This is a genomic window from Psychroserpens luteus (assembly GCF_015319355.1).
Lineage (GTDB): Bacteria > Bacteroidota > Bacteroidia > Flavobacteriales > Flavobacteriaceae > Psychroserpens > Psychroserpens luteus.
The window spans coordinates 261,777-284,724 of the sequence record NZ_JADILU010000002.1 but is presented as its reverse complement, the minus strand read 5'-3'; the positions used below and the strand labels follow the sequence as shown (position 1 = coordinate 284,724).

The following is a 22,948-nucleotide window of genomic DNA, read 5'->3' as shown; positions in this document are numbered from 1 at the left end:
TTTCAAATTATGATATATAAAAAACCGCATGAAATTCATGCGGTTTTTTTCGTTTACACTATTTTGTATCTATCTCACTTCGGAAATATTAAAACTTGACTAGTATCTAATTAATAAATCTATGAAGTCTAGTCTGCCAAAATCTGAGCAGTATGATCTTTTGTTTTAACTTTAGTGATTACATTTTCAATCACGCCTTTTTCGTCAATGACAAAAGTTGTTCTATGAATCCCATCATACTCCTTTCCCATAAATTTCTTTGGTCCCCAAACTCCAAAAGCTTCAATAACAGCTTTATCTTCATCTGCTAAAAGTGGGTATTGAAATCCGTATTTAGTTTTAAAATTAGATTGACGTTTTGCGCTGTCTGCACTAACTCCTAAAATCTCATAACCTAGAGATTGAAAACGCTCAAAATTATCATTTAAATTACACGCTTCAACTGTACATCCTGGTGTACTCGCTTTAGGGTAAAAGAATACAACTAGCTTTTTTCCTTTATAATCTCCTAAAGAAATCGTGTTTCCTTGTTCATCTTTTGCCGAAAAATTTGGAGCAGGATCTCCTGCTTTTAATTGTGTCATAATTGTTAACTTTGGTTTTAGTAAAAATACAACTTATGACTAAGCAAGAAAAGGTAGATTTTGTTATTAATACGTTAAAAGAATTGTATCCAACGATTCCTGTTCCGTTAGAACATAAAGATCCCTATACGTTATTAATTGCTGTTTTAATGTCTGCTCAAAGTACAGATGTTAGAGTGAATAAAATCACACCTCTCCTATTTGCTAAAGCAGATAATCCTTATGATATGATAAAACTGTCTGTTGAAGAAATTCGAGAGATTATTAAACCCGTTGGATTATCGCCTATGAAGAGTAAAGGAATTCATGGCTTATCTCATATTTTAATTGATAAACATAATGGCGAAGTTCCAAAAACTTACGAGGATTTAGAAGAGTTGCCAGCTGTTGGTCACAAAACAGCTGCTGTAGTTTTATCCCAAGCTTTTGGGATTCCTGCATTTCCTGTAGATACTCATATTCATAGATTAATGTATCGTTGGAATCTCACTAACGGAAAAAACGTTGTACAGACCGAAAAAGATGCAAAACGCCTATTTCCGGAGGAAATATGGAACGATTTACACCTCCAAATCATTTGGTACGGACGAGAATACTCTCCAGCCAGAGGTTGGGATATAGAAAAGGATGTGATAACCAAAACGATTGGAAGGTCATCGGTTTTGAAGGAATATTATGCAAAGAAAAAGTGATAGATGTTAAATATTAGAAATGTAATAACAATTCTATTATTGATATTAGTCTTTTCGTGTTCTAGAAAAGAAGACAATCGTTATGACATGTATTTGACGCACTACAAACGTTCTATATCTATTAATTTACCTAAAAGTTATGATACTTTAAATATTTGGGATAATTATTCGGATAATGTCATGGACGACAGAAAATGTTATAGAGTTCAAAATTCTAAGTTGGGAGTATTAATGGAAAGTGGTATGTTCTACAAAACTGAAAAAACACAATTTGAACAGTTTACAATTTCAGAACCTCGAGCATTCAATAAATTTGCACCTTTTGAACTAAAAACTTGGGCTTCAGATAAAAAACAACTACTCGAAGAAGAAAAAATCAATATTGAAGTCACAACCGATTCTATAATCATAAACAATAGAACATTTGGTGTTTTAAAAGTAATGATGCCATTCAATGATGCTGTAGACAAATCAATAACTTTCGGAACAAATTTAAATGGTGAGTTGATAGAATTTGTGTTTTACACAAACTTATCTAACAAAGAAAACTTCTTTATTGATGCTGAAGCTTCAATGGAAACTCTAGAGATAAAATACAGTCAGTAGAATTATCATAGTTACAGAAACCTTTGAAATGAAATATAAATAAATTGTAACATTTTGGATTAAAAGCTACATATAAATTAGATTGTTATTTATATGAAAATCAAATCACACGCAGCTCAAAATGAACTCACTTCCCCTTTCTATAAGGCAAATGAAGACTTTTGTATAAGATTTGAAAATTATATAGCTTCAAAAAACGGGATGATTAAAGGCCAATATAACGCTTGGTCTTATTTGATTTTTGGAAAGTTTGAAAGTTCAAAATCGTGGGATTTGATGTATAAGAAGTCGACGTTTTCATCATCTGGTAATTTATTATTATCATCTAAAAGTCAGTGCCTGTTAACAATGGCTACATGGTCTACAAAATTATATATAAGTGAAAACTCAAGTTTTTCAATTCGTAGAACAAAAAACTTCGACTTTATAAGAAAATTATTCAATAAAAACATCGATACCCTTAACCAAAAAACTGGCTACATTATAAATTCAAGTAGACCTTTATCTAAACAAGTAAAAAATATTCTTATAGCTTTAAAACCGCTTTTTGATAAAAAGATTATTTACGAAATTGAATTACAAAGAAATGAGTTAACTATTGAACTAAGATCAGAAGAGCATCATTTTGATGTTTTAGAGAAAATTCTATAATAGCATTACATTTGCGAAGAAAAGAAATTCCTGCTTTCGCAGGAATAAAAAAAGTCCCGAAGACTAACGATTCGGGACTTTCTCAAATTTAGTTTTGAAGTGCTTCAAACTTCAAATTTTTATAACTTATAACACTTAAAGCCTTGCTGTAATTTAAAAGAAAATCCACTGTCTCTTCTTTTGGGTTTCGTTCATTTTGTTTTTTAGTACACTCTGAGTAAAGTTTTGCCATTTTACGTTTTTTAGTTTGTTATAAACTTAATAACGCAACAAAACTTACTTTATTATATCAATTTGTTAAAATGATATTATTTTGATCAATCACCTTTCTCAAATTAATGAGTGCATAACGCATTCTTCCCAAAGCTGTATTGATACTCACATTTGTGCGTTCTGAGATTTCTTTAAAACTCATATCCTTATACATACGCATTATTAAAACCTCTTTTTGATCTTCTGGTAATTCTTGGATAAGTCGTCTTAAATCACACTCAACTTGCTCCTTAATTAATTGCTTTTCAGCATTTAAAGATGAATCTCCAAGTACCGAAAAGATATTAAAATCACCAGCATTATCAAATTTTGGCATTCTATTATTTCTACGGAAATGATCAATAACCAAGTTATGAGAGATTCGCATCACCCAAGGTAAAAATTTACCTTCCTCGTTATACTTTCCGAGTTTTAAATTCTTAATAACCTTGATAAAAGCATCCTGAAAAATATCTTCAGTGATATCTCTATCAAATACTTTTGAATAAATAAAACTGTAAATTCTTTGTTTGTGTCTGTGGATAAGAGTAGAAAGAGCACTTTCGTCTCCATTCATGTAGTTCTTAACTAAAACAGCGTCTGTGATAAGTTCGTGTCTCATAATAATTACTTTAATGGCAAAGATTTTAATCTCAGCTTGGGGTTAAATGTTTAAAGTAATATTATATTATAAGCACTCTGTTTTAATTGTTTATGTTCCCAAATATAACAACAATCATTCCTTAATTCCAAAAAAAAGTAACAAACTTTAACATTTTAATGAACAATAATCCATTTTTTAGGCATTTATAAAAGACTTATCTTTGCACTTTCATTTTCGTCAAAACACCTATGAGCACTAATATTCTAGACCTTAACCCAAAAGAAAATATCATCATAAAAGGTGCAAAATTGCACAACCTAAAAAATATTGATGTTGTTATTCCAAGAAACAAATTAGTGGTAATCACTGGTCTTTCGGGTTCTGGAAAATCTAGTTTAGCCTTTGACACCTTATATGCAGAGGGTCAACGTCGTTATGTTGAGAGTTTATCAAGTTATGCTCGTCAGTTTTTAGGACGACTCAATAAACCAAAGGTTGACGTTATAAAAGGTATTGCTCCTGCTATTGCCATTGAACAAAAAGTAAATAGTACAAATCCGCGTTCTACAGTTGGTACTTCCACAGAAATTTATGACTACCTAAAATTATTATTCGCTAGAATTGGTAAAACCTACTCTCCTATTTCTGGAGGTTTAGTAAAAAAACATCGCACAAAAGATGTTTTAGATTTGGTAAAATCATTTGATGAACGTGAAAAACTATTACTCCTCTCTCCTATTACTCTTGAAGAAGGACGAACAATGCAAGACAAACTCAATGTCCTTAAACAACAAGGATATGCTAGAGTTCAATATAAAAATGAAGTATTAAGAATTGATGATGCTGTTGAAAAAGACTTGAAAAAAAATGTTTTTCTCGTTGTTGATCGTATCATTGTAAAACACGAAGAAGACTTCTATAACAGACTTGCAGATGCCATTGAAACTGCTTTTTTTGAAGGAAAAGGAACAGCTATCATAGAATCGCTTTCTAATAATAAAAGAACAGAATTCAATAATAAATTTGAATTGGATGGAATGACGTTTTTAGAACCAAATCCGCATTTATTTAGTTTTAATAACCCTTATGGAGCTTGTCCTAAATGCGAAGGTTATGGAGATGTAATTGGTATTGATAGCGATTTAGTTATTCCAAATACAGGATTATCAGTTTACGAAAATGCTATTTTTCCTTGGAGAGGAGAAAGCATGAGCTACTATCGTGATCAATTAGTAAACAACTCTCATAAATTTGATTTCCCTATCCATAAACCGTTTTTCGAATTATCTGCGGAACAAAAACAACTCATTTGGAATGGTAACGAATACTTTGAAGGGCTTAACTCGTTCTTTGCAGAATTAGAGTCTAAAGCTTATAAAATACAAAACCGTGTGATGTTATCTCGCTATCGCGGAAAAACAAAATGTACCGTTTGTAAAGGCAAGCGATTAAGAGAAGAAGCAAATTATGTAAAGGTTGCTAATGTGACTATTACTGATTTGGTAGAAATGCCTTTAGATGAACTCGCTGTATTTTTCAAGAAATTAGAACTTGATGATCATGACACAACCATTGCGAAACGTTTATTAAAAGAAATTAAAAACAGACTCGAATTTTTAAGTAATGTAGGTTTAGATTACTTAACGCTTAACAGAAAATCAAACACTCTTTCTGGTGGAGAAAGTCAGCGTATTAATCTAGCAACATCTCTTGGTAGTAGCTTAGTTGGCTCAATGTATATATTAGATGAACCTAGTATTGGATTGCATCCAAAAGATACAGAGAAACTAATAAAAGTTTTAATTGCGCTTCGTGATTTAGGAAACACAGTTATTGTCGTAGAACATGACGAAGACATAATGAAAGCTGCAGATGAAATCATTGATATTGGTCCAGAAGCAGGAACTCTTGGTGGTGAAGTTGTTGCTACAGGAACATTTAAAGACATCTTAAAATCTAACTCATTAACTGCTCAATATCTTAACGGAAAGTTAGAAATAGAACTTCCGAAGAAAAGAAGAACAAGTAAATATCAAATTGAGATTATTGGAGCTCGAGAGAATAATCTTCAAAATATTGATGTGACGTTTCCTTTAGAAATGTTGACGGTAATTACTGGTGTTTCTGGTAGTGGAAAAAGTACGCTAGTAAAGAAGATCTTATTTCCTGCGATTCAAAAACAACTCACAGGTTTTGGAGATAAACCTGGTCAATTCACAGAACTAAAAGGGAATTTCAAAAACATAAAACATATAGAGTTTGTAGATCAAAATCCAATTGGTCGCTCGTCACGTTCAAATCCTGTGACGTATATCAAAGCATATGATGATATTAGAGCATTGTTTGCTAATCAAAAATTAAGCAGTATTAGAAACTATCAAGCCAAACATTTTAGTTTTAATGTGGATGGCGGACGATGTGAAACCTGCAAAGGTGATGGTGAAGTAACCATTGAAATGCAATTTATGGCAGATGTGCACTTAACTTGTGAAACTTGTAATGGGAAGCGTTTCAAAAAAGAAGTATTAGAAGTTACTTTTGAAGGTAAAAATATTGATGATATTTTGTCAATGACTATTGATGATGCGATTGCATTTTTTGAAACACATAATGTCACCAAAATTAAGAATAAACTACAACCACTTCAAGATGTTGGTTTGGGTTATGTTGCTTTAGGGCAGAGCTCCTCTACTCTTTCTGGTGGTGAAGCACAACGTATTAAATTGGCTTCTTTCCTCGGAAAAGGATCCAAGAGTGATAATGCGCTATTTATTTTTGATGAGCCTACAACTGGACTTCACTTTCACGATATTAAAAAATTACTCAAATCATTTCAAGCTCTAATTGAAAAAGGTCATTCTATCATTGTCATTGAACATAATCTCGATTTAATAAAATGTGCCGATTATATTATTGATTTAGGTCCTGAAGGTGGAATTAGAGGTGGACAACTCATGGCTGCAGGAACTCCTGAAGAAATCGTGAAGAATAAGAAGTCTATTACTGGTGTTTATTTGAAAGAGAAGGTTTAAGACTAAATATGATTAAAAATTTTTTACTTAAAATATGAATTTATTTATAGTATAGTTTTACTAGAACGCAGAATAAAAAATCAGAATGTAAGATAATATGAAAACGAAATTTGATCTAGTCAGAATTGGTAAAGCTCGCAAAGATTATAGTATAGAAAAGAGCCTCAAAGACAATAAGGACTTATTGATAAGTCGAATTCGTCTTTTTATTGAAAACACAGTTGTTAATAAAAAGAATGATGAAATTCATATGATAATAGTCATTCCTGCAAAAGGTCATAATCCTAAAATCTTATTAGAATCAGTTCGAGACGAAGATATTAGAAAAGGGCTAAAGCAAAACTTTCCAAACTTCATTTATAAAGGAAAACCTTCAATAGTAGAAGATAATTATGATAATAAAGTATTTAGATAAAGAATAAATAAAACCACATGTAATAACATTCATAATAAATTTATGATTTTAGCATACTTGTGAAAACACTTGACTTTTTTGAACTTCTAATAAATCATAAACGACAGTAAACCTATAATAAATGCTGCTGTTGGCACAACCAAAAGCATAAAAGTAAACGTCGCAACGCTACTCTTAAAGAAACTCAAAAACCAACCTTGTCCATAAAAACGTTTAAGTGCTATAAATAGATAAATAAATGTTGATAAGGCAATTAACCAATCTATACCATCTGGAACATCCCAAAAGATATTAACTCCAAAAATGATGCTAAACACTGTAAACAAAAATGAGAAATAGTAGAAGCTAAAGACTAAGTGGTGAGCATAACGACCTTTATTGAAATATAGAATTTTTAAAATAAATGCAAATATTGGCAACAATATAAACAATGCTATTGGTACGGTATCGTAGAAAGCTTTTAGAATATTACCTCCATCTCTTGCTTTATAAAACTTTAAGGCCTGAGCATACAGTTTTTTCTTAAACCAACCATCATCTTCTTCCAGTCCCATGGTTTTATAGATCTCCTTATCTGAGGCATCAATTTCAATTAAAGAATCTATTTTGTTTTCATTGAAATCAAAATTCACGCTTTTATTTTTACTGAAATCATCTCGAGTCATTAAAGAATCAATCTGTTTATCATCCATTCCAGTAATCCATTTATTATCATCAAGCGCTTTTCTAACTTCCGCTCGTGCTATAGAATCTTTTCTTAGTGTTTCAATTCTGTTTATCGAATCATTTTTACGTCGCTCAAGTGAGTCTGTAATTACAACAGGTTTATTACTTTTTAAGGTTTCTTTTAATTCTTTATTGAGCGTATCTGTTTGGTTACGTACTGTAAATGAGAATATAAAAAAGAAAACAACTGTAATAAACAAATACATTTGTGCAGGATGCAAATAGAGTAATCGTTTTCCTTCCAGAAACTTTCTTGCCAGATAGCCAGGTTTGAACATTAATGGTATGAAACTCTTAAAAAATCGTGCGTCAAAAGAAAAATAATTACTAATGGTGTTATAAAACAATACACCTATAGTAAGGTCTTCATTTACTTTTTGTCCGCAATTTGGACAAAACTCAAATTCTTCATTTATCTCAGATTCGCAATTTTGACATTTTATCAATTGGTTTCCCATTAGTATGTATTGGTTGGTGCTATAAAAGTAGTAAAAAAAATGATGATTTTGATTTGAGATATTTCCGAAGAAATATATATATGTTAACTAATAATTCTCATAATTAATGTTTTTCTTAATCACTTCGGAAATGTTAAGCCTCCAAAAATACATATCAAATTACTGACAATCAGTTAATTGTATTTTTTGGCACGCAAATTGTTTTATTCCTGTCAAATAACTTAAGTCTAAAAATTTCTAAACGTGTTAGAAATAAAGACTAAATCTAAAAACCCTTAATTATGAAAAAGCAAGTACTTTTTTTTGCAGCACTGTTAATTGGATTAACATCTGCACAAGCAACTACAACAGGAGATGTTGTTAGACATGGGGAAGATTTTAATAATACCAATTATCGTTTTGCAGAACCAATAGTGTTCATTGAGCGAGGTGTAGAATTTTTAATTTTTCCTGATGGAAGTTTCGATTTCAATACAGAAATAGAAAACAATGTCACAGAAACGTATTACAGAACATCACGAACACGAAGAAGTTCTGTAAACACCACTTATGGAGCTCCAGGAACTGTAAACAGAGTTCATTATTCAACGCCAAGACCAAGAGGTGTAATTATTACACATGATAGTAATGGGAAGGTTCGTAGAATTGGAAATGTATTTATTAACTATGACAGAGAAGGTAGAATCAAACGTGCTGGATCTGTATATATGAGCTACCAACGTAGTAATGGATTGCTTCGTCAGGTTGGCGGATTAAAAATAAACTACAACCGTTGGGGAGAAATTATTCACTTTACAGGTGTTGTAAATCACAATAATGCAAACCATAATTATGGCGTTGAATCTGGACATGGAGGACAACAGTATGATGGTTATAACAATGACTATAGTGATGACGATGATTTTTACTACTACCGTAAAAACGGTGCTGTAAAAAAGCAGAAAAAGAACAAGAAAATATAAAAGATTACATATTGATTAGTTGTTCACTTTAATGTGAATAGATCTAAAATCCCGAAGGTTTCCCCAAACCTTCGGGATTTTTTAATTTTAATCAATTAGTTACCGAATGGCTTTCCTTTATAAGCGTTCTCAAATCTTCATTAGGTATCATATCTATCGTCAAATTCACACGTTCTGTATCTCCAGAGTTTACAACCCGATGTGGATCTGTTAGTTTTAAATACCAACACTCTCCAGGTTGCATATCTACAGGTATAGAATTCAAATAAAATGTGGTTTCCTCATTATTATAAATTGGAATGGTTAATCGTATTACAGATTTTTCAACTTCTAAGCCAAGTGTTGGGTCTGTGTGTTCTTTAACTTCAGACTTTGGAGCTAATCGAAGTAGTCTCACTAAAGTTACCGTTGTAATTTCCTTAAAAGAATCTATAATACTTTTTAAATAAGGTGATGAATTTAAATTATCTGTATCTAACCAATCTGTCCATGAACCATCTGCATAATCATCTGCAGGTGGAGGAAAAGGCAAAGATGTATCAACAAGATGAGCAGGAGCTCTTAACTGAATCACATTGTAATATTCAAAATCTTTGAGTTGGAGTTTAAAATATTCGTCATGCATTCGTTGCGCATTAAAATTAAAAGGCAATTTAACACGATTTAGTTTTGTTATCGTTTCTTCTAATGTATTCATGATTATTCGCTACTAAAATTATAAAGCAACAAATTAATTATATCTATTGAAATATGTGTAGGTAGATTTACCCGTTTACACAAATCACTACAAATCAACACACTAACTAGTGTTATCGTTTTTGGCACGTTAATTGTTTTATAATAACTGTAATCAAAAAACACTTTACAATTATGAAAAGATTAATATCACTTTTTACCCTTTTGCTCCTAGTAGGAACAACGGTAAGCGCAACAACCACCAACACAGTAGAATCAAACACATCAAACAACTATGTTAGAGGTTATGGTAATTCTTTCATATTTGTAGAAGGAGGCGTCGAATTTTCGGTTTTTCCTGATGGGCAATTTGATTTCTTCATGCAAAATTATGGACCAGATGTAAGTGTTGGCATCAACACACCAGGTTTCTCTATTAGTTTTAATTCTGGTTATGATTATGACCCTTATGTACAGTATGACGATTTTGGAGCAATTATTCAAGTTGAAAACACAGCAATTTATTATGATTACTACGGTCGTGTAACTCAAATTGGAAACGTAGATATTAACTATAATTCTTATGGACGTATCACACGTTTAGGAGGAATGTATGTTCATTACAACAGAAATAGAGTATATACTCATTATACAGGTTTCATAAATGTATATAATAGAGCTTATGTTTACAGACCATGGCACACGTATTATGTTATACCTCCAGTAAATTACTGTGTTGTATATGCAAGACCATATAGACAATATTACACACCTGTAAGACATACATATTACAGACCATATAGAGATAATTATAGACAACCTGTAAGAGTAAATAGCAGACGAGGTGCAGTAGCGACAACAAATCGTAGAGGTTCAACAATGAATGATCGTTACAGACAAGAAGCTACACCAAGACGTGGAGATAACAGAAGTTTAACTTCTACACCAAGAACAACAAATAGAGGTGATAGAGCAACAACATCAACTCCAAGAACAACTCAAGGACAAACGTCTACACCAAGAAATACGAGAACTCCAAGAACAAAAAGTAATGACACAAGAGTGACACCTAGAACATCAACACCTAGAACAGTTACACCAAGAACTACAAATGTGACCAAATCACCTAGAACTGTGTCTAATAGAAAAGCAACACCTAGAACGGTTAATAAAAATACGAGTGTTAGAAAACCAAAAACAACAAATACACGTATATCTAGTAACAAGCGAAGTACAACTTCAAGTGGTGCAACACAATCTAGAAGTCAGTCGCAAGTAAAAAAATCAAGTTCAAGAACATCATCTACAGGAAGAAGTTCTGGAACGAGCAAGACAAGATCTCGCTCATAACAATATTAAAGTTTTGGTTGGTTAGTAGATTGTCCCATAAGAGTATGCCTCAAAGCACCTTGTGGGACTTTCTCATTCTAGTAACCACGAAAATGATATCCTTTTATAGTAGACTCCTGCCTACTTAGCAATGATTAACATTTACAAGGCAATTTTAGGCTTTAAGCCTCAAGTATTTTCTTATGACTTCGGAAATATCTTCAGAAACATTTAATTTATAAATTAAGAAACCATACACTACTCCTATTGCCATCGACTTCAATGTAATATTTAAATACGCATGAAACGGAAACTCCCAAAAGTAGAACCCAATTACTAAAAGAATTAAGAGTATTGTGATTTTTAAAGTTTCCGAAGTAAATGGAAGCATATTAAATTTTCGTTTTACAAAAATAATTTTAATCGTATTGTAAATCACAATAGCAATAAAAGTTGCTAATCCTGCTCCATTAATACCATACATTGGGATTAATATTATGTTGAGTATGATTGCTAAAACTGCTAAGACAACACCAAAAACAAGCACCATTCTATAGTAATCACTGTTAAATAATATAGCGTTGTTATTTCCTAAAAGATTGTCGTATAATTTGGCAATACTTATAAGGAAAACGACGATTAATCCACCACTAAATTCCGAAGGAATAATAGTATATAATTCATTGATATTTAGAACAATTAGTAAAAATATAAATCCGCTAATAACGTATAGAGTCAATGAACTTCGCTGATACAAATCTCTAAGCGCTACTTTATTTTTCTCGTTCAAAAACTGAGCAGTAAGTGGTAATAATATTTGGTGCATGGCTCGTTGGGGAACCGCAATTACTGTTGCAATAAAAACTGCAACGCTGTAATAGGCCACTTTTTCGATTTCGATATAATTATTGAGCATAAATTTATCGAGATCTAAGATGATGGTTGAAATGGAACCTGCAATAATAATAAGTGATGAATACTTTAAAATAGAACTCAGTTTATCTATTCTATTAAACCTAAACACTGGTAGTCTTCTGCTAAACGCATAAAACATCATAATTAAAGCTCGTAAGATGTAAACTCCAACAATGCCTAGCATAAACTGGTCAATATCTATGAGTTTAAAATAGACTGCAAATAAGAGTAACATTACTCCTACACGATGAAAAACCTCTTTCATAAAATTACCAAAAACAGTTTGCATCTGTACTTTTACCCAAGCATAAAATACCTCAAAATATGCCATGGATAAAGCAGTGAGAAAAATATACCAGAGGTAGCCTCTAACAATTTCGTTTTTTGTAGTTAATAAATCTGCAATTGTATCATAAGCCAAATAACCAACAAAAGCCAAAGGTATTGAGAGCGCAATTGGTAAAAACAACATCAATGTTAAAAAGCTATTGAGTGAGTTTTTAGTTTTAAATGTAGAATAGAATTTTACAATCGTATTGTGTGCTCCAAAAGCCAATAAAGGCATCATAATATTTGCTGCAGAGAGTATGTAAGCTACGAGTCCGTAATATTCAGCACTTATAAAATTGGTGTATAAAAAAAGTGTACTAATAGCTCCTAAACCAAAACCTAAATAGGTTGTAATTGTGTTTCTTAAGGATTGATGAAGAACGATTCCCATTAGATAATTCCAGACAATACTTTGGTTAGTGATTTTCTACTATACTGCTCCAATCCAATCGCATTTACAGTTAAAGAATTGGATTTAAAAGCTTCAAAATACAACAAAATTTGTGATTTAATTTTTTCTTTATCGTCGTAATAAAAATAACGACCTGTATTTGTTGATTTTAAAATGGTTTCTACATCAGATTCTTTTGGACCTACCGCAATAATTGGAGTTCCCGAAGCCATATATTCAAATATTTTACCTGGAATAATAACTTTCGTATCTGCAGAATCTATTTCTACCATCAACAATACACGAGATGCCATTTGGGCTTTTATTGCTTCCTCATGAGTTACATAACCAACAGTATTAATGTAAGGTTCTAATTGAAATTCTTTGAGTGTTTGCAAAACATCTTCACTCACAACGCCTATTAATTTTAGCTCAAATTCACTTCGGAAATTTTCATTCTCGTCAATGAGTTCTTTTAAAGATGCCCATAATTGCTTTGGGTTTCTTTCAGATAGTAATGAACCAATATGAGCTAACGTAAATTTTTTGTCTTTTTCTGGTCGCTCAATTTTATGAGCATCATAACCATTGGTAATAACGGTTATAGGTTGTTTTGTTTTGGATAAAAACTCTTTTTTGGTATTTTCACTGGTGACGATAATCTCATCTGCGCTTTGCAAAACTTGTGATTCTAATGCTCTATGTTTTTCTGCAGAAGATTTTGAAAGTTTCAACTGTTTATGATAACCAATGGTTGTCCAAGGATCTCTAAAATCTGCCAGCCACTTCACTCCTAGTTGCGCTTTTAATTGTAAGCCAATGAGATGTAAACTATGTGGTGGACCAGTTGTAATTATGGTTTTGATATTGTTTTGTTTAATATAATCGTTGAGAAATTCTACCGATGGTTTTACCCAATTCTTTCTCGCATCAGGTATAAAAAAATTACCTCTTACGTACAACATTAAACGTTGCATAATACTTTGCTTTTTTTTCTTCGGAATCACACCAGAGCTAATCTGTTTAGAATCCTTTTTTGAAAGCATACTAGCAAAACGATAAGGTTCGCTTATGGGTTGTTTAATGATTTTTATTTCTGAAGAAACTTCACTCAATAAACTCTCATCAACAATTGGATAACTTGGATTTTCTGGGCAATAGACAATGGGTTCAACACCAAACTCAGGTAAATATTTTACAAACTTCAACCATCGTTGAACTCCTGGACCTCCAGCTGGTGGCCAATAGTATGTGATGATAAGTACTTTTGTTTTACTCATTTTTGTCATTCCTGCGAAGGCAGGAATCTATTAGTTTTTTATTAATTCTGGATTCCTGCCTGCGCAGGAATGACAATTAATCTTCCTTCCTAAACCCAAACCAAACACCACCAATCAACAACAGTCCTAATAATACAGAACTCCCAAGCGCAATCATACTTCCGGTTTGTACCACTTGAGGTTCAAATTTAAATTCAATGTCATGATTTCCTGCAGGAATTTGTAAACCTCTTAGTGTATAATCAACGCGTTGGATTGGTGTTTCTTTTCCATCGATGGTTGCTATCCAACCATTTCCGTAGTACATTTCAGAAAAAACTGCAAAACCATCATTTGAGTTTGATGACTTATACGTCAACTTATTTGGTTGATGTGCTGTTAAATTTATTGTTGCTGTGGAATCGACATTGAAACGTTTTGATGATAATTCTGAAACCGTTGTTACTGCTTTTGTTAACGTTTGCAAACTATCTAAAGCTTTAATTTCTGCATTTGCGTTGTCTAGTTTTTCAATTTCAGAAACAAACCACGCATTACCATTAGCATCTTCATTCACATAAGGGAATACTTGCCCTTGTTCATCTGCAATAAAGTATTTAACATTAAGCATATTAATAACATTCATATTATTTTTAGCAATATGAAAATCAAACAACTCATCAAAGCGTTTTAATTTTGCTGCGTGATAACCACTTAATGTATTGTGAAAATAAGCTGCTCTAGCTGGTGCTCTGCTGCCTTCGGTAGAAATATCAAGGACTCTAAAATGACCTTTGTCTTCCATAATTTCTAGATCTGCTGCATTTGGTTGATACGGTTTATCAACTTTGTATGCAGACACAAAATTATCTGTATTCACATAGCGTCTATCAACTCCTACTAAATCAAATAATATTAAAATAGCAAAAATACCGACGACTAAAGTTTCAGAAATTTTCTTCTTTATAAACATAAAAATCGTTCCTGCAGATAGCAGTACTAAAATTAATGTGCGCAAGGTATCTTGTGTGAAGAACGCTTTTCTATCATCTCTAAGCGCATCAATATAGCCTTGACCGTATTCTCCATACGCTTGTCTGTAGTAACCATCATTTGCTCCAACAAACTCAAAGAACGTTGATTTAAAGAGTAAGAATATCAATGCTAAACCTCCAACAATTGCTAAAGAAATTTTGAGTGCTTTAAGTTTACGCTCGTCTTTATCAAAATCGTTGAATAGTTTAACCAATCCGAAAATCGCCAATACTGGAACACACAATTCTACAATCACTTGGATTGAACTTACTGCTCTAAACTTATTATAAAGTGGTACGTAATCAATAAAGAAATCGGTTAGAAACCCTAGATTTTTTCCGTAGGATAATAAAAGAGATAAGATTGTTCCTCCAACAAGCCACCATTTTAAACGACCTCTCACTAAAAACAATGCAAAAACAAATAAGAAAATCATCACTGCTCCTATATAAGCTGGTGCTTCTACAATGGTTTGTTCTCCCCAATAAGTAGGTGCATTTTGAGATTCTTGCAAGGCTTGTACAGGAGTTGCTCCTATGTTTCTAAAAAACTTGTAAATCTCTGAGTCTTTACCAACATCTTCTCCGCTTCCTCCTCCTAAAAATCTTGGAATGAAAAGGTTGAAGGTTTCTAACTTTCCGTAGCTATACTCAGTAATATATTCTTTACTCAAACCAGAACTCACTTCTTTTGGAGAACCGTCTGGATTGATGGTTAATTCACTTTGTCCACGTGTACTTTCTTTAACGTATTCTTGTGTTGCTAGAATATTGGTGGCATTGAGACCAATGGCTAAGATGAGCGCAACGACCATTAAACCAACGGATTTAAAGAAGTGTGGCAACATATTTTTTCTAAACGCATCTACTAAATAAGCAATTCCTAAAACTAGAACTAACAGCATTAAATAATACGTCATTTGGAAATGATTGGCTCCTATTTCTAAACCCAAAGCAACTGCTGTGAGTAGAAAACCTCCAATATACTTTTGCCTAAAGGTGAGTACAATTCCTGCGAGAACCATTGGCATATAGGCTATTGCATGCGCTTTACTATTATGTCCTACACCAAGAATAATGATGAGATAGGTAGAGAAACCAAAGGCTAATGCTCCCAAAGCAGCTAGTTTGTAATCTACTTTAAGACAGAGTAATAAAATGTAAAATCCTATGAAATAAATGAAGAGATAATCTGCTGGACGCGGTAAAAAACGCAAAACAGAATCTAATTTTTTGATATAATTATGTGGATATCGTGCTCCTAATTGGTAGGTTGGCATTCCACCAAACGCACTGTTAGTCCAATAGGTTTCTTGTCCTGTAGTGGCTTTAAATTCTTTTTGTTGCTCAGCCATACCAATATAATGCATGATATCGCTTTGATATATTTTCTTCCCTTGTAAAACTGGACTAAAATAAGCAAGTGAAATGGCTACAAAACCAACTAAAACCAATAAATGAGGCAGAAATTTTTTAAATGAAAATTGCATGAAACGCTATTAAATTGAATGATTCTGAAAAGTAGTTATTTTTTTTAAAAGATAGGACTTAAAAAGGCTACAAAGTGTGAGTCATTAAAATTTCCGAAGTAAAAAATAAAACGTTTTAATACTACGCAGAGTGATTAATCAACTTCTTCGTAATCGATATATTCGCCTACTTTATTATTTGAAGAGGAATCTCTATTAGGCATTTTATCAATAACGGTTTCACCTTCTTTTTGCTTAGGTTGTTGTCGTTGCTGCTGTTGACCAAATTGACCTTCAAACTTTTCTTGCATTTTCTTTGACATGTAACGCATAAAATAAGGCGCAAAAAAGCGCGTTAATATTTTTATAGCGTAGTACACCAAAACTATAATAAGAATGGTTCTCACAAAACCATATAATGATGCTTCTTGTAACATTAAATTAAATTTATTCAAAAATACAATTATCTCTATATAATTACTGTTATAAATACTTAAAAATTATATAAAATCTCTATATTTGAATTTAATCAACAACCTATGAAACACATCAAAAAAGCACTCATTTTTACAACATTTCTATGTGCTCAGTTTATGTTTGCCCAATATACTGAGGTGATTAATTCTAACAGACCAGGTGTCTCTAAAAGTGCTTTTTCCGTAGGAACAAATGTTGCACAATTAGAGGTTGGACCTTATATCATAAATGAAAAGCATACACCTTTAAAATATGAAGTTTCTGGTTTTGGAGCTGATTTTACAGCTCGTTACGGACTTCTTTTTGAGCAATTAGAACTTAATATAGAAGGAACTTATCAAAACGATACATTTACAGATAATCGTTCTACTATTTCTACAGAAGATAAACGGTCTAATTTTAAGCAATTTACAATTGGAGCAAAATATTTAGTTTATGACCCTTATAAAACTGCTGATGGTGAAGAAGAAAAACCAAATTTATACAGTTATCACGCTAACCATTCTTTCAAATGGAAATCTCTAATCCCTGCAGTTGCAGTATATGCAGGTGCTAATTTTGACACAAAAAATAATCCATACACAGGACCAGGAATTGAAGGTTTTAGTCCAAAAATCATGGTGGCTTCTCAAAATAATTTTTCTGGAGGTTGGGTTTTAGTGACTAATTTATTAATGGATAAAATTGGTACAGATTACTCAGAATTTCAATATATCATAACACTTACGCATTCTTTCAGTCCGCAATGGGTGATTTTTGCAGAAACACAAGGTATCAAAAGTGATTTTTATGCAGATAACTTATTCCGTTTTGGAGGTGGTTATTTATGGAGTAAAGATTTTCAATTAGATACTGCTGTTACCTTTAACAGTAAGGATACGCCTTCTGTTTTTGGTATTAACTTCGGAATGTCGTACCGCTTCGATTTCCATGTTGATAAAGAAACGGATAATGGGAATTCTAGAGATGCTGCCGACAAACGAAAACCTAAGAAAAAGAAAAAAGGCAAGAAAAAAAGAACAGATGATTTTGATGACGACGGAAGCCTTTAAGCCTAAACTATGATTACAGTTAAAGAAATTCACTCTAAAAAGGAGTTAAAACAATTTGTAAAATTCCCTTTTGAACTTTATAAAGATTCAGAATATTGGGTACCTCCTATTATTAAGCAAGAATTAGAAACGTTCAATAAAGACAAAAACCCGATTTTTGAAGATGCAGAGGCTCGTTTTTTCTTAGCCTATAAAAACGATAAAATCGTTGGTCGCGTTGCTGCCATTATTAATTGGTTAGAAGTCAAAAACCAAAACCAGAAGAAAATGCGTTTTGGTTGGTTTGATTTTATTGATGACCAAGAGGTTTCTAAAGCTCTTTTAGAAGAAGTAAATCGTATAGGAAAAGAAAATAATCTAGATTATACAGAAGGTCCAGTAGGATTTTCTAACCTAGATAAAGTTGGAGTTATTACCGAAGGTTTTAATAAAATCGCACCTATGGTAACGTGGTATAATCATCCCTATTATGTGGATCATTATAAAGCACATGGCTATGCTGTTGAAAAAAGTTATTCTGAAAGCCAGTTTCCTTTTGAAAACGTAAAACCAGAATTTTTTAAAAAAGCACAAGAACTCATTAAACGTCGCTATAACTTACGAGCACTTAAGTTTACTAAAACATCTGAAGTCATGCCTTATACAGACAAGATGTTTGACTTGTTTAACGAAAGTTACTCTTCATTATCTTCTTTTGTTGCGATTACAGACATTCAGAAAGAATATTTTAAAAAGAAATTTATAAGTTTTATCAATCCAGATTATATCAAATTCGTCGTTGATAAAGATGATGAGTTAGTTGGTTTTGCTATTGTCATGCCTGCATTTTCTAAAGCGCTTCAAAAAGCTAATGGTAAATTATTTCCTTTTGGATTTAGACATATTTTAAAAGCCAAAACCAATAGTAAAGACGTTATTTTCTATTTGATTGGCATCCATCCTAAATATCAAAATAAAGGTGTTCACGCTGTTATTTTCAACGAATACTATGAAACTTTTAGAAAACTAGGCATTGAAACCTGCTATAGAACTCCAGAGTTAGAAGACAATGAAGCTATCCATAAAATCTGGAAGCACTTTTTTCCTGTGGTTTATAGACGTCGTAAGACGTTTAGAAAATCTTTATAAATCCTATAACGATAAAATAGAATTGCAATGAGTGACAAAATAAGTTTAAAAAGTGCAATTTCTATAGGTATTGGTGGTATGGTTGGTGGAGGAATCTTCGCTGTACTTGGTCTTGCTGTTTCATTATCAAAAGGTGCAACTCCTTTGGCTTTTCTTTTTGCTGGCATTGTAGCTTTCATCACCTCTTATTCTTATGTCAAACTCACACTTAAATTTCCTGATAATGGAGGCACTGTAAAGTTTATAAACGAAGGTTTTGGAAAAACTATTTTTAGTGGTTCTATCAATAATCTGCTCTGGATAAGTTATATTATTATGCTGTCCCTTTATGCTTCTGCATTTGGGTCTTACGCACCAAATCTTTTAGAACTTACAGATAGTGTAAAAATCGACTCTCATATTTATTCTAGTGCTATCATAATTATTGCTACAATCATCAATTATTACAGTGTAAAAGTCGTTTCTACGATTGAGACTTATTCCGTAGCCATAAAACTTATTATCCTAATTGCTTTTATTGGAATTGGAATTTATGGTCTCTTCGGAAATCCTAACTTATCACAACTTTCGGCTAAAAATTGGGAGAGCCCAATCCAAATTCTAACTGCAGGAATGGTAATTTTTGTAGCTTATGAAGGATTTGAACTCATCGCTAATGCAGGATCAAATATTATAAACCCAAAAATAAATATCCCTAAAGCCTATTACTATTCTGTTAGCTTTGTGATTTTGCTATACATTATAATTTCTATAGTCACTGTTGGCTCACTTTCTTTTGATGCTATAAAATCTGCTGAAGAATATGTTCTAGCTGAAGCTGCTAAACCAATGCTAGGTAAATTAGGATTTACTGTGATGACTGTTGCAGCCCTTATTTCAACATTTTCGGCAATAAATGCATCTTTATATGGAGGAAGTCGAGTAAGTTATCAAATTGCTGAAGATGACGAATTACCTCACGAGCTTACAGGTCAATTTTGGAACCAACCTATAGGTCTTATCATTACTGCTATTGCGACCTTAATTCTTGTCAATTTTTTAAAATTAGAGAGTATTTCAACTGCTGGTAGTGTTGGATTCTTAATCATTTTTGCAGTTGTCAATTACGTCGGACTCAAATTAAGTAAACAAATTAACGCAAAACGGTGGGTTCCCTTAATAGGTTTTATTCTATGCTCCTTATCGTTAATCGTATTAATTATAAAACAATTTGAATCTAATAAAACCGGAGTTATAGTGGCTTTATCCATTATAGCCTTTTGTTTTATAATTGAATACATCTACAAAACAACTGAAAAGAAAACTAAATAAAAAAATCCGATTCTAAATAGAATCGGATTTTTTAAATCTTTATATTATAATCAAATTACTCACCCATTGCAGCCATAACTGAGGCAGATAAGCGTTTGTATGTTCCGTTTTCTAAACGTGTTCTAATGGCATCAAAAGCATCAAGAGTTTGCGTAACATCGTCTAATATATGTGTTGCAGTTGGTATCATTCTTAAAAGAATTAATCCTTTAGGAATTACTGGATACACAACAATAGAACAGAAAATTCCGTAGTTTTCACGTAGATCTCTTACTAAAGCCATAGCCTCAGGAATACTTCCTTTTAAATATACTGGAGTTACACAACTTTGTGTCGTCCCTATATCAAAACCACGTTCTTTTAATCCAGATTGTAACGCATTGGTGATTTTCCAAAGGTTTTCTTTTAATTCTGGCATCGTTTTCAACATTTCTAAACGTTTCAAAGCACCTACAACGAGTTGCATTTGTAACGATTTAGCAAACATTTGAGAACGCAAATTATATTTTAAATAATCAATAATTTCTTGATCTGCAGCAATAAAAGCACCTGTACTTGCTAAAGATTTAGCAAACGTAGCAAAATACACATCGATACCATCTTGTACACCTTGCTCTTCTCCTGTTCCTGCTCCAGTTTTTCCTAAGGTTCCAAAACCGTGAGCATCATCAACAAATAATCTAAAGTTATATTTCTCTTTAAGCGCTACAATTTCTTTTAAACGACCTTGCTCACCTCTCATTCCGAAGACACCTTCAGAAATAACAAGAATTCCTCCTCCAGTTTGCTCTGCCATTTTAGTAGCACGATCTAAGTTTTTCTCTAAACTTTCAACATCGTTATGTCTATATGTAAAACGTTTACCCATATGCAAACGTACACCATCAATAATACAAGCATGAGCATCTACATCATAAACAATAATATCATCTTTAGCTACTAAAGCATCTACAGTTGATACCATTCCTTGGTAACCAAAGTTTAGTAAATACGCAGCTTCTTTATTAACAAACTCAGCAAGTTCGTTTTGTAATTGCTCATGAAGCTCTGTGTGACCAGACATCATACGTGCTCCCATTGGATAAGCAGATCCATATTGAGCAGCAGCTTCTGCGTCTACTTTTCTTACTTCTGGATGATTAGCTAATCCCAAATAGTCATTTATACTCCAAGTAATAACTTCTTTTCCTTGGAATTTCATTCTATTAGAAATCTCTCCTTCTAGCTTAGGAAATACAAAATAGCCTTCTGCCTGAGAAGCCCATTTCCCTAATGGTCCCTTGTCCTTATATATCTTTGCAAATAAGTCCTTCATTTATAAGTCAGTTTTAGTCATATTAGTTATTTGAATTTGCCTTAGTGTTCTAGTTTTTTCTTCGGAAAACAAGAAGACATAATCGATGCAAAATTAGTTAAATATATTATGACCGCATAATATTTTTATGAACCAATGTTCATAATTAGTTTAAACAAAAAAAATCCTATCACGAAATATCGCAATAGGACTTAAAAAGCATTAAAAATGCTGTTATTTTATATACTGAATTTTTTCAGCAATTTGTGTCTTACTATCAAAGAATCCTTGGTCTTCCATCCATTTGTCACTATACACTTTACTCATATAACGAGATCCGTGATCTGGAAAAACGACAACTACTTTGTCTCCTGCTTTAAACTCACCTTCTTCATTAAGTTGTTTTAGCGCTTGCATTGCTGCACCACTTGTATAACCAACGAATAAACCTTCGGTTTTAGAGATTTCACGTGCTGTATGTGCACTTTCTTCATCTGTAACTTTGACAAACTTATCTATTAAATCAAAATCTGTAGCTGTTGGAATTAAGTTTTTACCTAAACCTTCAATACGATAAGGGTAAATTTCTTTATCATCAAACTCACGAGTTTCATGGTATTTTTTTAATACAGATCCATAAGCATCAACACCAATAACTTTTACGTCTTGGTTTTGCTCTTTTAAATATTTAGAAATTCCAGAAATTGTTCCTCCTGTTCCACTACAAGCTACCAAATGCGTAATTTTTCCTTCCGTTTGTTCCCAAATTTCTGGACCTGTAGAGTGATAATGAGCGTCTGCGTTTAATTGGTTAAAGTACTGATTGATATAAACAGAGCCTTTAATTTCGTTATGTAAACGTTTTGCTACTTCGTAGTACGAACGTGGATCGTCTGCTTTTACATTTGCAGGACACACATAAACTTGTGCTCCCATAGACTTTAACATATCTATCTTATCTGCAGATGATTTTGAACTTACAGCCAATATACACTCATAACCTTTTATGATACTCACCATAGCAATACTAAATCCTGTATTACCAGATGTCGTTTCTATAATAGTATCTCCTGGAGATAAGATGCCTTTTCTTTCAGCTTCTTCTATAATGTGAAGTGCAATTCTGTCTTTTGACGAATGACCTGGATTAAAAGCTTCTACTTTCGCAAAGAAGTCTCCATTAAATCCTTCTGTCATTTTATTTAATTTGATGAGGGGAGTTTTACCTATTAATTGTAAAACGTTATCAAATACTTGTATGTCTTTTTTCATAAATGCTATTTATCAGTTTCAATCCTAATT

21 protein-coding genes are annotated in these 22,948 nt (G+C 32.4%); 10 read left to right on the top strand and 11 right to left on the bottom strand.

Translation table 11 applies throughout. From position 1 onward, the window contains the following. Window positions 1–128: 128 nt before the first annotated feature. Complete coding sequence (bcp, locus tag IM744_RS04895; RefSeq protein ID WP_194506986.1) at window positions 129–584, bottom strand: thioredoxin-dependent thiol peroxidase; 456 nt, start codon at window positions 582–584, stop codon at window positions 129–131. A gap of 35 nt (window positions 585–619) precedes the next feature. Here bcp and IM744_RS04890 point away from each other — a divergent pair, with 35 nt between their 5' ends. The 3 genes from IM744_RS04890 to IM744_RS04880 all read left to right on the top strand — a co-directional run bounded on the left by IM744_RS04890 (window position 620) and on the right by IM744_RS04880 (window position 2,533). Next, a complete protein-coding gene (locus IM744_RS04890) occupies window positions 620–1,276 on the top strand; it encodes an endonuclease III domain-containing protein (protein ID WP_194506985.1) in 657 nt (218 codons plus the stop codon). 3 nt (window positions 1,277–1,279) lie between these two features. Beyond that, window positions 1,280–1,882, top strand: coding sequence for a hypothetical protein (locus IM744_RS04885; protein ID WP_194506984.1), 603 nt, complete (start codon window positions 1,280–1,282; stop codon window positions 1,880–1,882). A gap of 93 nt (window positions 1,883–1,975) precedes the next feature. Further along, on the top strand, window positions 1,976–2,533 hold the full coding sequence (locus tag IM744_RS04880; protein WP_194506983.1) for a hypothetical protein: 558 nt from the start codon (window positions 1,976–1,978) through the stop codon (window positions 2,531–2,533). An 88-nt stretch (window positions 2,534–2,621) separates the two neighbouring features. Here the strand turns inward: IM744_RS04880 and IM744_RS04875 are convergent, their stop codons facing one another. Continuing rightward, window positions 2,622–2,765: a hypothetical protein gene (locus IM744_RS04875; RefSeq protein ID WP_194506982.1), complete on the bottom strand. Its 144-nt coding sequence runs from the start codon at window positions 2,763–2,765 to the stop codon at window positions 2,622–2,624. Window positions 2,766–2,822: 57 nt separating this feature from the next. Further along, window positions 2,823–3,407 carry an RNA polymerase sigma factor gene (locus tag IM744_RS04870; RefSeq protein ID WP_194506981.1) on the bottom strand — a complete coding sequence of 195 codons (585 nt, stop codon included), beginning with the start codon at window positions 3,405–3,407 and terminating at the stop codon, window positions 2,823–2,825. A gap of 230 nt (window positions 3,408–3,637) precedes the next feature. On the opposite strand from IM744_RS04870, the gene uvrA reads away from it, so the two are divergent. Both uvrA and IM744_RS04860 read left to right on the top strand, forming a co-directional pair. Then, entirely contained in the window at window positions 3,638–6,421 is a 2,784-nt protein-coding gene (uvrA, locus tag IM744_RS04865) for an excinuclease ABC subunit UvrA (RefSeq protein ID WP_194506980.1), read from the top strand. Window positions 6,422–6,518: 97 nt separating this feature from the next. Continuing rightward, window positions 6,519–6,836 carry a hypothetical protein gene (locus IM744_RS04860; protein ID WP_194506979.1) on the top strand — a complete coding sequence of 106 codons (318 nt, stop codon included), beginning with the start codon at window positions 6,519–6,521 and terminating at the stop codon, window positions 6,834–6,836. Window positions 6,837–6,922: 86 nt separating this feature from the next. On the opposite strand, the gene IM744_RS04855 is transcribed toward IM744_RS04860, so the two are convergent. Continuing rightward, entirely contained in the window at window positions 6,923–8,020 is a 1,098-nt protein-coding gene (locus IM744_RS04855) for a DUF3667 domain-containing protein (protein WP_194506978.1), read from the bottom strand. A 281-nt stretch (window positions 8,021–8,301) separates the two neighbouring features. Here IM744_RS04855 and IM744_RS04850 point away from each other — a divergent pair, with 281 nt between their 5' ends. After that, the gene (locus IM744_RS04850; RefSeq protein ID WP_194506977.1) at window positions 8,302–8,982 is read left to right on the top strand and encodes a hypothetical protein; all 681 of its coding nucleotides are present in this window, start codon (window positions 8,302–8,304) and stop codon (window positions 8,980–8,982) included. Window positions 8,983–9,073: 91 nt separating this feature from the next. Here the strand turns inward: IM744_RS04850 and IM744_RS04845 are convergent, their stop codons facing one another. Further along, complete coding sequence (locus tag IM744_RS04845) at window positions 9,074–9,679, bottom strand: aspartyl/asparaginyl beta-hydroxylase domain-containing protein (RefSeq protein ID WP_194506976.1); 606 nt, start codon at window positions 9,677–9,679, stop codon at window positions 9,074–9,076. Between the two features lie 173 nt (window positions 9,680–9,852). On the opposite strand from IM744_RS04845, the gene IM744_RS04840 reads away from it, so the two are divergent. After that, complete coding sequence (locus IM744_RS04840; protein WP_194506975.1) at window positions 9,853–11,007, top strand: hypothetical protein; 1,155 nt, start codon at window positions 9,853–9,855, stop codon at window positions 11,005–11,007. A gap of 154 nt (window positions 11,008–11,161) precedes the next feature. On the opposite strand, the gene IM744_RS04835 is transcribed toward IM744_RS04840, so the two are convergent. The 4 genes from IM744_RS04835 to IM744_RS04820 all read right to left on the bottom strand — a co-directional run bounded on the left by IM744_RS04835 (window position 11,162) and on the right by IM744_RS04820 (window position 16,821). Then, the gene (locus tag IM744_RS04835) at window positions 11,162–12,622 is read right to left on the bottom strand and encodes a lipopolysaccharide biosynthesis protein (RefSeq protein WP_194506974.1); all 1,461 of its coding nucleotides are present in this window, start codon (window positions 12,620–12,622) and stop codon (window positions 11,162–11,164) included. Further along, window positions 12,622–13,902, bottom strand: coding sequence for a glycosyltransferase family 4 protein (locus tag IM744_RS04830; protein WP_194506973.1), 1,281 nt, complete (start codon window positions 13,900–13,902; stop codon window positions 12,622–12,624). The genes IM744_RS04835 and IM744_RS04830 overlap by 1 nt, the downstream gene beginning before the upstream one ends. Before the next feature lie 76 nt (window positions 13,903–13,978). Continuing rightward, window positions 13,979–16,405, bottom strand: coding sequence for a YfhO family protein (locus tag IM744_RS04825; protein WP_194506972.1), 2,427 nt, complete (start codon window positions 16,403–16,405; stop codon window positions 13,979–13,981). A 134-nt stretch (window positions 16,406–16,539) separates the two neighbouring features. Further along, complete coding sequence (locus IM744_RS04820) at window positions 16,540–16,821, bottom strand: DUF4834 family protein (protein ID WP_194506971.1); 282 nt, start codon at window positions 16,819–16,821, stop codon at window positions 16,540–16,542. Between the two features lie 102 nt (window positions 16,822–16,923). Here IM744_RS04820 and IM744_RS04815 point away from each other — a divergent pair, with 102 nt between their 5' ends. The 3 genes from IM744_RS04815 to IM744_RS04805 are packed head-to-tail and all read left to right on the top strand — an operon-like array spanning window position 16,924 to window position 20,352. Then, window positions 16,924–17,913 carry a transporter gene (locus IM744_RS04815; protein ID WP_194506970.1) on the top strand — a complete coding sequence of 330 codons (990 nt, stop codon included), beginning with the start codon at window positions 16,924–16,926 and terminating at the stop codon, window positions 17,911–17,913. 9 nt (window positions 17,914–17,922) lie between these two features. Beyond that, a complete protein-coding gene (locus tag IM744_RS04810) occupies window positions 17,923–19,041 on the top strand; it encodes a GNAT family N-acetyltransferase (RefSeq protein WP_194506969.1) in 1,119 nt (372 codons plus the stop codon). A 27-nt stretch (window positions 19,042–19,068) separates the two neighbouring features. After that, a complete protein-coding gene (locus IM744_RS04805; protein ID WP_194506968.1) occupies window positions 19,069–20,352 on the top strand; it encodes an APC family permease in 1,284 nt (427 codons plus the stop codon). A 55-nt stretch (window positions 20,353–20,407) separates the two neighbouring features. Here IM744_RS04805 and IM744_RS04800 read toward each other — a convergent pair whose 3' ends face one another. Both IM744_RS04800 and IM744_RS04795 read right to left on the bottom strand, forming a co-directional pair. Beyond that, on the bottom strand, window positions 20,408–21,667 hold the full coding sequence (locus IM744_RS04800; protein WP_194506967.1) for an aminotransferase class I/II-fold pyridoxal phosphate-dependent enzyme: 1,260 nt from the start codon (window positions 21,665–21,667) through the stop codon (window positions 20,408–20,410). A gap of 213 nt (window positions 21,668–21,880) precedes the next feature. Beyond that, a complete protein-coding gene (locus tag IM744_RS04795) occupies window positions 21,881–22,918 on the bottom strand; it encodes a PLP-dependent cysteine synthase family protein (protein WP_194506966.1) in 1,038 nt (345 codons plus the stop codon). Window positions 22,919–22,948 lie beyond the last annotated feature (30 nt).